Source organism: Klebsiella sp. K4, assembly GCF_014596785.2.
Taxonomy (GTDB): Bacteria; Pseudomonadota; Gammaproteobacteria; order Enterobacterales; family Enterobacteriaceae; genus Klebsiella; species Klebsiella pneumoniae.
The window spans coordinates 170,797-183,663 of sequence record NZ_CP115022.1 but is presented as its reverse complement, the minus strand read 5'-3'; the positions used below and the strand labels follow the sequence as shown (position 1 = coordinate 183,663).

Here is a 12,867-nt window from a genome sequence, read left to right as displayed (position 1 = left end):
TTTTAAGGTGCTTGCGTGGCTTCCATTTCCATCAGATGTCCTTCCTGCTCCGCTACTGAAGGCGTGGTGCGTAACGGCAAAAGCACTGCCGGACATCAGCGCTATCTCTGCTCTCACTGCCGTAAAACATGGCAAATCAGCTTCACTTACACCGCCTCTCAACCCGGTACACATCAGAAAATCATTGATATGGCCATGAATGGCGTTGGATGCCGGGCAACCGCCCGCATTATGGGCGTTGGCCTCAACACGATTTTACGTCACTTAAAAAACTCAGGCCGCAGTCGGTAACCTCGCGCATACAGCCGGGCAGTGACGTCATCGTCTGTGCGGAAATGGACGAACAGTGGGGCTATGTCGGGGCTAAATCGCGCCAGCGCTGGCTGTTTTACGCGTATGACAGGATACGGAGGACGGTTGTGGCGCACGCCTTCGGTGAACGCACTCTGGCCACACTGGAGCGTCTTCTGAGCCTGCTGTCGGCCTTTGAGGTCGTGGTATGGATGACGGATGGCTGGCCGCTGTATGAATCACGCCTGAAGGGAAAGCTGCACGTTATCAGCAAGCGTTACACTCAGCGCATTGAGCGACATAACCAGAATCTGAGACAACATCTGGCAAGGCTGGGACGGAAGTCGCTGTCGTTCTCAAAATCGGTGGAGCTGCATGACAAAGTCATCGGGCATTATCTGAACATAAAACACTATCAGTAAATTGGAGTCATTACCCTAAAATAGGGTCTTGCATTTAGAAGGTTACGCAGTCGTAGTAATTCGTCGTGACTCCCCCACGAATGACTAATAAAAATATTTAGATCTCTAGCCATAAATCCCCCAGCAATTATTAGTTATATTCCCATTAATAATATGGGGACTGTGACTTAGTTTATCAAGGGTATCATCCGGGAAAAACCTCACTAACACAGAGGCTTATATTAATTCATTAAAAACAGAAAGTTATCGTCTTGGCGTGGTTTTTTACATCATTGACCGTCAAACCCCTGGAAAGCCAAAACCCGCTTTCAGATGGCTCTGGAGTCTATGTGCGCCATCGGAGTGGTCACGGCAAGGCGAATCCGTAGCCGGGGCGTATAGATCAGCATGTTAAAGAAGGGTACTGAACAACCTGGAACTACCCTCTGAAGGAATGGTTATTCCGTTCGACGCCAATATTAGCTTTTTCCGGGCTGTGATAACATCTCCGGGTCATTTTTCAGAGACCTGGACCGATGAAGAAGAAACCCGGTACACCCACACCCCATGACGCGACATTTCGCCAGTTCCTGGCGAACCCCGATGTGGCCCGTGACTTCATGACACTACATCTGCCGGCAGAATTACAGGCACTGTGCGATTTGAATACGCTGAAGCTGGAGTCCGGTACCTTCGTTGAGGATGACTTACGTCAGTACGCCAGCGACATTCTCTGGAGCATGAAAACCACCACCGGCGATGACGGGTATATCCATCTGCTTCTGGAGCACCAGAGTTCGGCGGATAAAAACATGGCCTTTCGCCAGCTCCGCTATGCTGTCGCTGCTATGCACCGTCATCTTGAAGCAGGCCATAAAAAACTGCCGCTGGTCATCCCGGTACTGTTCTACCACGGCAGCCGGAGTCCGTACCCGTTCTCCACTAACTGGCTGGATTGTTTCAGTAACCCGGAGCAGGCCGGAAAGGTCTACACCAGAGGCTTCCCGCTGGTTGATGTCACCGTCATCGATGATGATGAGATAATGCACCACCGCCGGATGGCCGCCCTGACCCTGCTGATGAAACATATTCGCCAGCGGGACATGATGGAACTGCTGGACAGACTGCCACAGGTGATGGTGGAATGGATTTCCCCCGAACAGGTGCGTGTTCTGATAAACTATATGGTAAATGCAGGCGAAGCGCCTGCTCCTGAATTTATGCGGGCGCTGGCACAGCGTCTGCCGCAACACGAGGATGAACTGATGACCATCGCACAACAGCTTGAACAGATTGGCATCGAGAAGGGCCTGCAGCAGGGGATCCAGTTAGGCAGACAGGAAGGCCGTAATGAAGGCAAGCTGGAAGGCAAGCTGGAAGTAGCCCGCACCATGCTGCAGAACGGCATTGACCGCAATACCGTCATGAAAATGACCGGTCTGACCGAAGACGACCTGGCGCAGATCCGCCATTAATCCTTTTCTGACACTCCCTGTCTGGCCATCAGAGTAAACTGGTGGGGCAGGGAGACATCCCCTGCAGGCTCAGCCTGCCAGCCACAGCGATTAAACAGCTTCATCATCCCGGCTATGCTCCCCGTCAGGCGGGCCATCAGCGGATTTATCTGTCGGCCATTGTCGTTAAAAGCGGCATCGAGGTTGGCCCGTGAGAGATAAATGCCGTTCACGCCTGCACTGAGCGCCACAGAATTCCGGCCGGACCATTCCCGATCGTTCAGCAGACGGTATTGCCAGTGCATATCCTTCGCTGTTTCCAGCGCATACGTCAGCCGGAACAGGTCGTTCTGCTCAGACAACTCACCGGTGCAGGAACGCCAGAGGTAATCCAGCTTACTGGCCAGCTTCGCGCTGACGCCCAGCTGGCGCCCCTGCTTAAGCAGCCACTCGAGATCGGGTGTGACATCGCGAGAAAAACGTCGTTGCTTCAGTGCTGTCGCCAGCCAGCGGGTGAGAAAGAGATTTTCCTGTGCCGGTGAGAGAGCTCCGCCATCCTGTCTGGCCAACGCAAGCGCCACCAGAGCGCACCATGCCAGATGGCCCGATTTTTCTGTCAGCGTCATGCTGGCTTACTCCCTGTATCTTCATTTATATCCTCCTGGAGCTGGCGCCAGTATTCAGCAACATCGTTCACTACCCGTGCCGTCATGACGGCATCAGTGACGGCAGAATGGGCTTCCCCGGACCAGCCCTGCCTGACTGACAGCGCCGGAAAGCGATATAGTACCGTAACGGTTGGTGGGACCGTAATAACCTGCAGCGAGCCGCATGGCGCAGTACACCGTCAGGGTGTCCAGCCAGCTGGCAGAGTCGTTAAACGCTGCTGCTGTCTGCTTCAGAATCCGCGAATCAAAGTCAGCATTGAAAATGACCAGCGGCCGCTGCCCAATATGGTTCTGAAGCTGCTGCGCAATATCGGGCCAGGACGGCGCACTGACCAGATCATCGTCACTGATACCGTGTACCGCAGCTGCTGCCGGATCAATACTGACTGTCGGTTTCAGGCAGGTCTCAAACAGCCTCTCTCCCCGTGCATTCACCAGACCGATTTCCAGCGCCTGCGCGCCGGCAGAAAACGACACAACCAGGCTCTTATCGCCCTGGCGAGACGTCGTTGTGACGTCCTGTTCGCCATGATGCATACTCCCACTGCATCATAAACATGCTTGACAACTTAATAGGGGCACGTTACGAAACGCGAGCACCGCTTGGCGACACTGTTCCGTCACATGCTCAATGTCATGGTTCACGTCGATGCGGGCAATATCTTTCTCATCGTCCTGCGGGCACTCCAGCGCGTCGAACTGGCTTTTGAGTAATCCCACCGGCATAAAATGCCCCGCCCGACGCTGCATGCGCGCCAGAATGGTCTCGTAGTCGCCGTCCAGCCACAGAAAATGCACATTCGGGCTGCCCTGACGCAATATATCGCGGTACTGTTTTTTTAATGACGAGCAGACAATAAACCCGGTCTCGTTCTTTTTATATAAACTGTATGAGGCGTCATTTAATCGCGCTAGCCACGGCAGTCGATCTTCATCGGTTAATGGAATACCTTCAGACATTTTATCAATATTTTTAGCCGGATGGAGATCGTCGCCATCAATAAATTTAGCCGATAATACAGCGGCAATTTTGCTGCCAATTAAAGATTTACCGCTACCCGAAACGCCCATCAAAATATAACTTTCCCCGGCCATCGAAAAAAACTCCAGATTCATATTCCATGACGAGATACTACGCCTTCCACATTGCAGAATTCAACTTTTTTCGCCTCGACCGAGCAGATTTACAGGGCGCATCACGTTATGCGTAACATTGTAGTGTAACAATTTCTCAGCGTGATCTACATCACAAATAATAACAATTAAAACCGTTTAAATGCTGCCGAGGTTACTACCTGACCAGTGAGGCATTTATGCAAGTCAAAACCCAATCCTGCGTTGTAGCGGGTAAGAAAACTGTTGCCATTACCGACCAAAATATAGAATGGAATAATAAAGGAACGCTGGTGAAAATTACCCGAGGCGGTATTTGCGGCTCCGATTTACATTATTATCAGGAAGGCAAAGTCGGTAATTTTACCGTTAAAGCGCCGATGATTTTAGGCCATGAAGTTATTGGTAAAGTGGTGCACAGCGATTCAAAAGAATTACATGAAGGTCAGTCGGTGGCGATTAATCCGTCGAAGCCCTGCGGCCACTGTAAATACTGTCTGCAGCATGAGGAAAACCAGTGCACGGAAATGCGTTTTTTTGGCAGCGCCATGTATTTTCCCCACGTCGACGGCGGCTTTACTCAGTTTAAAACCGTCGATACTACGCAGTGCATCCCCTACCCTCAACAGGCCGATGAAAAAGTCATGGCCTTTGCCGAACCGTTGGCGGTCGCGATCCACGCCGCGCATGAAGCGGGCGACCTGCAGGGCAAGCGCGTGTTTATCTCCGGCGTTGGGCCTATCGGCTGTCTGATTGTCAGCGCGGTGAAAACGCTCGGCGCGGCAGAGATTGTCTGTGCAGATATCAGTTCACGTTCGCTCTCGCTGGCGCAACAGATGGGTGCCGATACGCTGATTAACCCGCAGCTGGACTCACTCGATGCGTGGAAAAAAGAGAAAGGCTACTTCGACGTCAGCTTCGAAGTCTCCGGCCATCCGTCCTCAATCACCACCTGTCTGGAAGTGACCCGCGCGAAAGGCGTGATGGTGCAGGTCGGCATGGGCGGCGCGGTGCCGGACTTCCCGATGATGATGCTGATCGGCAAAGAGATCGCGCTCAAAGGCTCGTTCCGCTTTACCACCGAGTTCAACACCGCGGTGTCGTGGCTGGCGAATAACGTTATCGATCCGCTGCCGTTACTCAGCGCCGAATATCCGTTTACCGAGCTTGAACAGGCGCTGATCTTCGCCGGAGATAAAACCCGGGCGGCGAAGGTCCAGCTCGTTTTCGAAGACATAAAATAAGGAATAGCATGATGAACGATCTTTTTTCACTGGACGGCAAAAACATTCTGATCACCGGTTCGGCCCAGGGTATTGGTTATTTACTGGCGACCGGGCTGGGTAAATATGGCGCGCAGATTATCGTCAATGACATTACGCCGGATCGCGCGGAGGCCGCCGTCGCCAAACTGCAGCAGGAAGGGATCCGCGCCGTGGCCGCGCCGTTCAATGTTACGCATAAACAGGACATCGATGCCGCCATCGACCATATCGAAAAAGACATTGGCCAAATTGATGTGCTGGTGAATAACGCCGGAATTCAGCGTCGTCATCCGTTTACCGAGTTCCCGGAACAGGACTGGAACGATGTGATTGCCGTGAACCAGACGGCAGTGTTCCTGGTCTCGCAGGCGGTAACGCGTCGCATGGTGGAACGTCAGGCCGGGAAGGTCATCAACATTTGCTCCATGCAGAGCGAACTGGGCCGCGACACCATCACGCCGTACGCCGCCTCGAAAGGCGCGGTGAAAATGCTTACCCGCGGGATGTGCGTTGAGCTGGCGCGCCACAATATCCAGGTCAACGGGATCGCGCCAGGCTACTTCAAAACCGAAATGACCAAAGCGCTGGTCGAGGATGAAGCCTTTACATCGTGGCTGTGCAAACGTACGCCAGCCGCGCGCTGGGGCGATCCGCAGGAGCTGATCGGCGCGGCGGTATTCCTCTCTTCCAAAGCTTCCGATTTTGTAAACGGTCACCTGTTGTTTGTCGATGGCGGCATGCTGGTCGCCGTCTGATACCACGCAACGCAACATCACGCAGCGCCCAGGCGCTGCCTTACTGGCACCTATAGAGATACGAATATGCCATTAATAATAATTGCGGCAGGCGTCGCGCTGCTCCTGGTCCTGATGATTGGCTTTAAAGTTAACGGCTTTATTGCTCTGGTTCTGGTGGCAGCGGTCGTCGGTTTTGCCGAAGGGATGGATGCACAGGCCGTTCTGCACTCAATACAAAACGGGATCGGCGGTACGCTCGGCGGGCTGGCGATGATCCTCGGCTTCGGCGCAATGCTCGGCAAGCTGATTTCCGATACCGGTGCGGCTCAGCGCATCGCCACCACGCTGATTGGCACGTTCGGTAAAAAACGCGTGCAGTGGGCGCTGGTGATCACCGGTCTGGTTGTCGGTCTGGCGATGTTCTTCGAAGTCGGCTTTGTTCTACTGCTGCCGCTGGTGTTTACGGTGGTGGCCTCGTCCGGCCTGCCGCTGCTGTATGTCGGCGTACCGATGGTCGCTGCGCTGTCCGTGACCCACTGTTTTCTGCCGCCGCATCCGGGGCCGACCGCGATTGCCACCATTTTTGAGGCCAATCTCGGCACCACCCTGCTGTACGGCTTTATTATCACTATCCCGACGGTGATTGTCGCCGGGCCGCTGTTTTCTAAGCTGCTGACCCGCTTTGAGAAAGCGCCGCCGGAAGGGTTATTCAACCCGCATCTGTTCACCGAAGAAGAAATGCCGTCGTTCTGGAACAGTATCTTTGCGGCGGTTATCCCGGTCATACTGATGGCGGTCGCCGCCGTGTGCGAAATTACGCTGCCAAAGACCAACAGCGTGCGGGTGTTCTTTGAGTTTATCGGTAACCCTGCGGTCGCGTTGTTTATTGCTATCGTGCTCGCCATTTTTACCCTTGGTCGACGTAACGGGCGTACGATCGAGCAAATTATGGATATCATTGGCGACTCTATCGGTGCAATCGCGATGATTGTGTTTATCATCGCCGGGGGCGGCGCGTTTAAGCAGGTTCTGGTCGACAGCGGCGTGGGGCAATATATCTCGCACCTGATGACCGGCACGTCGCTTTCTCCGTTGCTGATGTGCTGGACGGTTGCCGCCTTGCTGCGCATCGCGCTCGGTTCAGCCACCGTGGCGGCGATCACCACCGCAGGCGTGGTGCTGCCGATTATCAACGTCACGCATGCCGACCCGGCACTGATGGTGCTGGCGACCGGCGCGGGCAGCGTGATTGCCTCCCACGTTAACGATCCGGGATTCTGGCTGTTTAAAGGCTATTTTAATCTCAGCGTGGGGGAAACGTTGCGCACATGGACGGTCATGGAGACGCTGATTTCCATTATGGGGCTGCTGGGGGTTCTGGCGCTGAACGCCATTCTGCATTAAGACGGTCATCACCGGGGAGCACAGGTCAGCGCTCCCCGGCACTGGAGAGAAAATGAGGAACCACAGAATTTCTTTGCAAGACATCGCCACGCTGGCGGGCGTGACCAAAATGACGGTAAGCCGCTACATTCGCTCGCCGAAAAAGGTCGCAAAGGAAACCGGTGAACGCATCGCGCAGATTATGGAGGAGATTAATTACATCCCCAACCGCGCGCCCGCGATGCTGCTGAACGCGCAAAGCTATACGCTTGGCGTGCTGATCCCCTCGTTTCAAAACCAGCTGTTCGCTGACATTCTGGCCGGTATTGAGTCAGTCACCTCGGACCATAACTATCAGACGCTGATCGCCAACTACAATTACGACCGGGAATCCGAGGAAGAGTCGGTGATCAACCTGCTGTCGTACAATATCGATGGCATTATCCTGTCCGAGAAATATCACACCCTGCGCACGGTTAAATTTCTGCGTTCAGCCAACATTCCGGTGGTCGAGCTGATGGATATTCAGGGCGATCGTCTGGACATGGAAGTAGGTTTCGATAACCGTCAGGCGGCGTTTGATATGGTCAGCACCATGCTGGATAAACGCCAGCGGCGCAAAATCCTTTATCTCGGTTCGAAAGACGACGTGCGCGATGAACAACGCTATCGCGGCTACTGCGATGCCATGACGCGTCGGGGTCTGGTGCCGCTGCGCGTCAATCCGCGCGCTATTTCGTCCATTCATCTTGGCACCCAGATGATGCGGGACGCGCTGGCTGCGCATCCGGATGTAGACGGCGTGTTTTGCACCAACGACGATATTGCGATGGGCGCGCTGCTGCTGTGTCGCGAGCGCGAGCTGGCCGTTCCGGAACAGATCTCGATTGCCGGTTTTCACGGGCTGGAAATGGGCAGGCAGATGATCCCAAGCCTCGCCAGTGTGATCACCCCGCGTTTTGACATTGGCCGCATGGCGGCGCAGATGTTGTTGAGCAAAATCAAGAACAATGACCATAACCACAACACCGAGGATCTGGGGTATCAGATTTATCAAGGCAATACGCTTTAAGGGGTTCCGTGGTCATTTCTGCAATAACACCCGCTAAGGAAAAGTGAAGTTCTTTGGATTGAAGCGGTTAGTGCGAACCGGCCTGTATCGTTCAAGGGGGCGGTCAATTTCATTCCACAGATAGTCTCCGGTGGGTGATATATGAGCCCACGGTAACGATGCCACGCTGGACAATAATTCCTCCGGTATTAGGATCCCCTGGCTGCGAACGTAATCAACGGCACGGCTGAGATAGACCGTGTTCCACAGGACTATTGCATTAACAATAAAGGGCACGTGGCTGATATTGATGTAGCCCCCTGAAACACCGGACAGTAGCTGTATCTCCAGATAAGAGATAGGCTTGAATATATATGTCTAACACTAACGCCAATTTTGAGATGACCGGGATCCTGTTAGGGCAAGAAGTCCGTAAACGTAAAACTCCTCAGGAGAAGATCGCCATTATCCAGCAGACGATGGAGCCGGGTATGAATGTCTCCCATGTCGCCCGCCTGCATGGTATCCAGCCCAGCCTGCTGTTTAAGTGGAAGAAGCAATATCAGCAACTGTCTTGAAGGTAAAAATTATGGAGCAACGTGGTGGTACGACTCATCCCATTCTTCGTTCTTTCTGAGCATTGCGTTCAGGATGGTAAGCAGCTTACGCATACAGGCTACCAGCGCCACTTTTTTGGCCTTTCCGGCTGCAAGCAGGCGCACATAAAACGTTTTTATCACCGGATTAAAGCGGGTTGCCACAAGCGCAGCCATGTACAGTGCTGATCTTACGCCAGCCCTGCCGCCAAAAATGGTTCGCCGGCCACGCATAGTCCCTGAGTCCCGGTTGACAGGAGCAACACCTATAAGCGCACTGATTTCGCGCCGGGAGAGCGTTCCCAGTTCCGGAATCTCCGCCAACATCGCGGAAACGGTCATGGTGCCTACACCTTTGATACTGCTCAGGCGCTCAGCAATCTCTTTAAAGTGGTTACGGATGTGACTGTCCATTTCTTTCTCGAGCCTGACAAGCTCATCTTCCAGCGCTTTAATGATGGTATTAATGCTTTTCTTGTTCTGCGGATGGGATGGATGCAGTCGGTTACGCTCAGCCACCAACATCGCAATCAACTGGCGTCTGCGAACCACCATCGCAGCAAGGGCCTGACGTTCAGCATCCGGCAGTGCCCTGATAAAGCGTTTCCGCTCAGGGTGACGATTAATAACCTCAGCCATCTGCGTGAGGACTCTGGCATCAATTCGGTCGGTCTTCGCAAGATATCCCATTGCACGGGCGAAGTCACGGGCCGGCCTGGGATTGACCACGGCAACCTCAAAACCTTCGGCCTGAAGCGAACAGGCCACCGCAACTTCCAGCCCACCAGTGGCCTCCATCAGAACCAGAGCAACGGAGTGCCGTCTCAGTCCGGTAATAATCGCGTTAAAGCCATCAGAGTCATTGCTGACTGTAAACTGAGCAACATCACTGCTGGCAGCGATGTCCAGTGTGGCTTTGGAAACATCGATGCCCACACAAAGTGGATTTGGCTGACTCATTTTTACCCCTCCTTGCAAATACGTTATGGAATACGGACAACTGTTCGGGTTTCAGATGAGTGGCTCAGCGTATGCGCCAGTCGCTGATATACGGGCTTGAACCCTGGAAGGCATCGGGCTGCATACGTTTTGCCAAATCTAATCGTATTAATTTTAATCAGTCTTCAAGATACAAGGAAGGCAGCCTCACCGCCGTTGCGGCTGGAGAGGACGTCGTTCCTGCTTCTGAGCTTACTGCTGCTCTGAAGCAGGTCCGGGAGCTTCAGCGCCTTCTGGGCAAGAAGACGATGGAAGTTGAGATCCTGAAAGAAGCCGTGGAGTACGGTCAGTCGCGAAAATGGATAGCGCACTCGCCCTTGTTGCCAAAGGACGGGGAATAGCCATGGTCAGCCGGACCATGGGCGTGTCGCGTGCGCAACTGTCACTGCGGATTAACCGTTCTGCCGACTGGCAGGACAGGCGCTGTAACCGGCGTAATGAAGAAGCAGACGCAGAAATACTGTCGGCTATCCTCAACATTATCAGCGATATGCCGAGTTATGGTTATCGACGCGTGTGGGGCATCCTGCGCAAGCAACGTCGCACAGAGGGACAGCCACCTGTGAATGCCAAACGGCTTTACAGGATAATGAGCGAGCATAACCTGTTGTTGTTGCATCACAAACCAGAGCGACCGAAGCGTGAACATAAGGGCAATGCACTCAGTATTATACGTGAGCGCTATACAGACTTTGGGCCGACGCTGGCGCGTGAAAAGCTTGCAGAACTGCACGATGTCCACCTGTCATTATCCTTCTTCAGTATAAACGCCACCCGACAGAGCGGGCAGTGACACCCAGCGCACAGGAAATAACAGCCTTCACATAAATTCACATCATCGTGTGAAAGTCGTGAATTTGACAATTACTATTTAAATCAATAAATTGAATTAATACATGGTGCGAAAAGAGTACTAATATTTGTGATATTCATCATCTCAATGTGAAACCACTCCCTTCACAATAATGAACATCATCACAATGCAGCACGGGAATTAAAATTATGAGTATCAGCCTGGGTATCATTGCAGACGATTTTACAGGGGCGACGGATATCGCCAGCTTTATTGCACGTTCAGGCTGGCGCGTGATTCAGTTAAACGGCATCACCCACTATGAGGTGGATATTCACGATGCCGATGCGGTGGTCATTTCCCTGAAGAGCCGTTCCTGCCCGGCAGCCGAAGCGAAAAAGCTGAGCCAGCAGGCGTTCGAATGGCTACAGGCGCAGGGCTGCCAGCGCATCTATTTCAAATACTGTTCGACATTCGATTCCACGCCTGCGGGAAATATCGGCCCGGTGACCGATTTGCTGCTTGATCTCACGGACGCCCCGATGGCGGTGATGTGCCCTGCACTGCCCGTGAATGGCAGAACCGTCGTCTATGGCCACTTATTTGTGCACGGCCAGCTACTGAACGAATCCGGGATGCAGGATCACCCGCTCACGCCCATGAGCGATGCCAACCTTTTACGGGTGATGGCGCGTCAGGTGTCAGGCTCCTGTGGGCTGGTGTCGCTGGAGCAGGTGCGCGCGGGGAAAGAAGCCGTCGCCCGGCAGCTCGCCGTGTTGCGCGAGCAGAATAAACGCTATACCGTGCTGGACGCGATGACCGACGACGATCTGCGCGTCCTCGCCGAAGCGCTCCCGGACGATGTGCTGCTGACCGGCGGTTCCGGGCTGGCGGGCGCTCTTGCCGCCTTAGGCAGCAGGCCGCAAGAGAGTGAAGCGATTAGCGTACCCGACGCGCAGGGCAAGTGCCTGGTGCTGGCGGGAAGCAGTTCGTCCATGACCAATCGTCAGGTGGCCTTTTATCGCCAGCACGCGCCCTCACAGGCTATCGATGTCGAGCGTGCCCTGCACGACAGAGCGGCCTATCTTGAAGAGCTGGTGGCGTGGTATCTGGCGCAGCCCACCTCGCCTGCACCGCTCATTTACGCTACTCGCCCCGCCGATGAGGTGAAAGCGGTGCAGCTGCGTTACGGCGTGGAAGTGGCCGGCGCTGCCATCGAGGCGCTGATCGCCGCGCTGGCCAGCCGGTTAACGCAGCATGGTGTGAATAAAATTATCGTCGCCGGCGGTGAAACCTCCAGCCTGCTGGTGCAGCAACTCGGCGTGAGCGGTTTCATCATCGGCAAAACTATCGCTCCCGGCGTTCCGTGGGTGAAGGATGTTTCACGCAATATGTGGTTAGCACTGAAGTCAGGCAATTTTGGTGAAGAGCGCTTTTTTATCAACGCCCAGGAGCTGTTTCATGAATGAGTTACAACTGCGCGAACAAATGGTCACGCTGGCCAGTTCGATGTTTATGCGAGGATACAGCAGCGGCGGTGCCGGAAATCTCAGCACCCGCCTTCCGGACGGCGGCTTTCTGGTGACGCCCACCAACTCCAGCTTCGGTTCTCTCGACCCGGCGACGCTCAGCAAACTGGACGCACAGGGCGAGTGGGTGAGCGGGGATAAGCCCTCGAAGGAGTCGCTGATGCATCTGGCTTTCTATCGCCAGCGCGCTGATATCGGTGGTATCGTGCATCTTCACTCGCCGTACCTGACCGCGTTGTCGTGCCTGCCAAATCTGAACACGCAGGACTGTTTGCCGCCCGTGACACCCTATTTCATCATGCGCACCGGCCAGCTGCCGTTGATCCCGTATATGCGCCCTGGCCATCCGGGTCTGGCGGATGAAGTCGCCAGACTGGCCTCGGAGCACAACGCAATGCTGCTGGCGAATCATGGCCCCATCATCGGCGGCGCGAGCCTGAGCGAAGCGACCTTCAATGCCGAGGAGCTGGAAGATACGGCGCGGGTGTGGTTCACCATCCGTCCCTATGGCATGAATACGCTGACCGATGAGCAGGTTACGGAACTGAAAACCGTGTATCGCGTGAAAAAAGCGCCCTGAGGAAATC

At 54.3% G+C, this 12,867-nt stretch carries 12 protein-coding genes and 4 pseudogenes; 11 read left to right on the top strand and 5 right to left on the bottom strand.

The window, feature by feature from the left end; genetic code table 11:
- The first annotated feature begins 15 nt into the window (after positions 1 to 15).
- Positions 16 to 713, top strand: a protein-coding gene (locus tag IB144_RS27100; RefSeq protein ID WP_262491868.1) for an IS1 family transposase whose coding sequence is annotated in 2 segments (ribosomal slippage) — positions 16 to 265 and positions 265 to 713 — 699 coding nt in all. Because the reading frame shifts where the segments join, the coding sequence is not laid out codon by codon here.
- A gap of 515 nt (positions 714 to 1,228) precedes the next feature.
- A complete protein-coding gene (locus IB144_RS27095) occupies positions 1,229 to 2,167 on the top strand; it encodes an Rpn family recombination-promoting nuclease/putative transposase (protein WP_149359008.1) in 939 nt (312 codons plus the stop codon).
- On the opposite strand, the gene IB144_RS27090 is transcribed toward IB144_RS27095, so the two are convergent.
- Together IB144_RS27090 and IB144_RS27085 are read right to left on the bottom strand one after the other, a co-directional pair.
- Positions 2,164 to 2,772, bottom strand: a complete 609-nt coding sequence (locus IB144_RS27090; RefSeq protein WP_149359007.1) for a DUF2913 family protein — start codon at positions 2,770 to 2,772, stop codon at positions 2,164 to 2,166. The genes IB144_RS27095 and IB144_RS27090 overlap by 4 nt on opposite strands.
- A 93-nt stretch (positions 2,773 to 2,865) precedes the next feature.
- Complete coding sequence (locus tag IB144_RS27085) at positions 2,866 to 3,213, bottom strand: 3'-5' exonuclease (RefSeq protein WP_249416008.1); 348 nt, start codon at positions 3,211 to 3,213, stop codon at positions 2,866 to 2,868.
- Between IB144_RS27085 and IB144_RS27080 the strand changes: the two are divergent.
- Positions 3,143 to 3,286 (top strand): annotated as a pseudogene (locus IB144_RS27080) (hypothetical protein); the annotation flags it as partial. The gene IB144_RS27085 and the pseudogene IB144_RS27080 sit on opposite strands and share 71 nt — an antisense overlap.
- A gap of 77 nt (positions 3,287 to 3,363) precedes the next feature.
- Here IB144_RS27080 and idnK read toward each other — a convergent pair.
- Positions 3,364 to 3,909 carry a gluconokinase gene (gene idnK, locus IB144_RS27075; RefSeq protein WP_149359013.1) on the bottom strand — a complete coding sequence of 182 codons (546 nt, stop codon included), beginning with the start codon at positions 3,907 to 3,909 and terminating at the stop codon, positions 3,364 to 3,366.
- A 218-nt stretch (positions 3,910 to 4,127) separates the two neighbouring features.
- Between idnK and idnD the strand changes: the two genes are divergently transcribed.
- The 4 genes from idnD to IB144_RS27055 all read left to right on the top strand — a co-directional run bounded on the left by idnD (position 4,128) and on the right by IB144_RS27055 (position 8,384).
- Positions 4,128 to 5,171: an L-idonate 5-dehydrogenase gene (idnD, locus tag IB144_RS27070; protein WP_149359006.1), complete on the top strand. Its 1,044-nt coding sequence runs from the start codon at positions 4,128 to 4,130 to the stop codon at positions 5,169 to 5,171.
- Positions 5,172 to 5,182: 11 nt separating this feature from the next.
- Positions 5,183 to 5,947, top strand: a complete 765-nt coding sequence (gene idnO / locus IB144_RS27065; RefSeq protein ID WP_115643975.1) for a gluconate 5-dehydrogenase — start codon at positions 5,183 to 5,185, stop codon at positions 5,945 to 5,947.
- A 66-nt stretch (positions 5,948 to 6,013) separates the two neighbouring features.
- Positions 6,014 to 7,333, top strand: a complete 1,320-nt coding sequence (gene idnT / locus IB144_RS27060) for a gnt-II system L-idonate transporter (RefSeq protein WP_016155581.1) — start codon at positions 6,014 to 6,016, stop codon at positions 7,331 to 7,333.
- Positions 7,334 to 7,385: 52 nt separating this feature from the next.
- On the top strand, positions 7,386 to 8,384 hold the full coding sequence (locus IB144_RS27055; protein WP_149359005.1) for a LacI family DNA-binding transcriptional regulator: 999 nt from the start codon (positions 7,386 to 7,388) through the stop codon (positions 8,382 to 8,384).
- Positions 8,385 to 8,417: 33 nt separating this feature from the next.
- On the opposite strand, the pseudogene IB144_RS27050 reads toward IB144_RS27055, so the two are convergent.
- Positions 8,418 to 8,651, bottom strand: a pseudogene (locus IB144_RS27050) (Tn3 family transposase); the annotation flags it as partial.
- A gap of 113 nt (positions 8,652 to 8,764) precedes the next feature.
- On the opposite strand from IB144_RS27050, the pseudogene IB144_RS27045 reads away from it, so the two are divergent.
- Positions 8,765 to 8,932 (top strand): annotated as a pseudogene (locus tag IB144_RS27045) (transposase); the annotation flags it as partial.
- 18 nt (positions 8,933 to 8,950) lie between these two features.
- Here the strand turns inward: IB144_RS27045 and IB144_RS27040 are convergent.
- Positions 8,951 to 9,919 (bottom strand): IS110 family transposase, encoded by a 969-nt coding sequence (locus IB144_RS27040; protein WP_181591804.1) that lies wholly within the window; start codon positions 9,917 to 9,919, stop codon positions 8,951 to 8,953.
- A 167-nt stretch (positions 9,920 to 10,086) separates the two neighbouring features.
- On the opposite strand from IB144_RS27040, the pseudogene IB144_RS27035 reads away from it, so the two are divergent.
- The 3 genes and pseudogenes from IB144_RS27035 to IB144_RS27025 form a co-directional block, all read left to right on the top strand.
- Positions 10,087 to 10,613 (top strand): annotated as a pseudogene (locus tag IB144_RS27035) (IS3 family transposase); the annotation flags it as partial.
- 347 nt (positions 10,614 to 10,960) lie between these two features.
- Entirely contained in the window at positions 10,961 to 12,220 is a 1,260-nt protein-coding gene (gene otnK / locus IB144_RS27030) for a 3-oxo-tetronate kinase (RefSeq protein ID WP_149359023.1), read from the top strand.
- Positions 12,213 to 12,860 (top strand): aldolase, encoded by a 648-nt coding sequence (locus tag IB144_RS27025; protein ID WP_149359024.1) that lies wholly within the window; start codon positions 12,213 to 12,215, stop codon positions 12,858 to 12,860. Before otnK ends, IB144_RS27025 begins: the two co-directional genes overlap by 8 nt.
- Positions 12,861 to 12,867 lie beyond the last annotated feature (7 nt).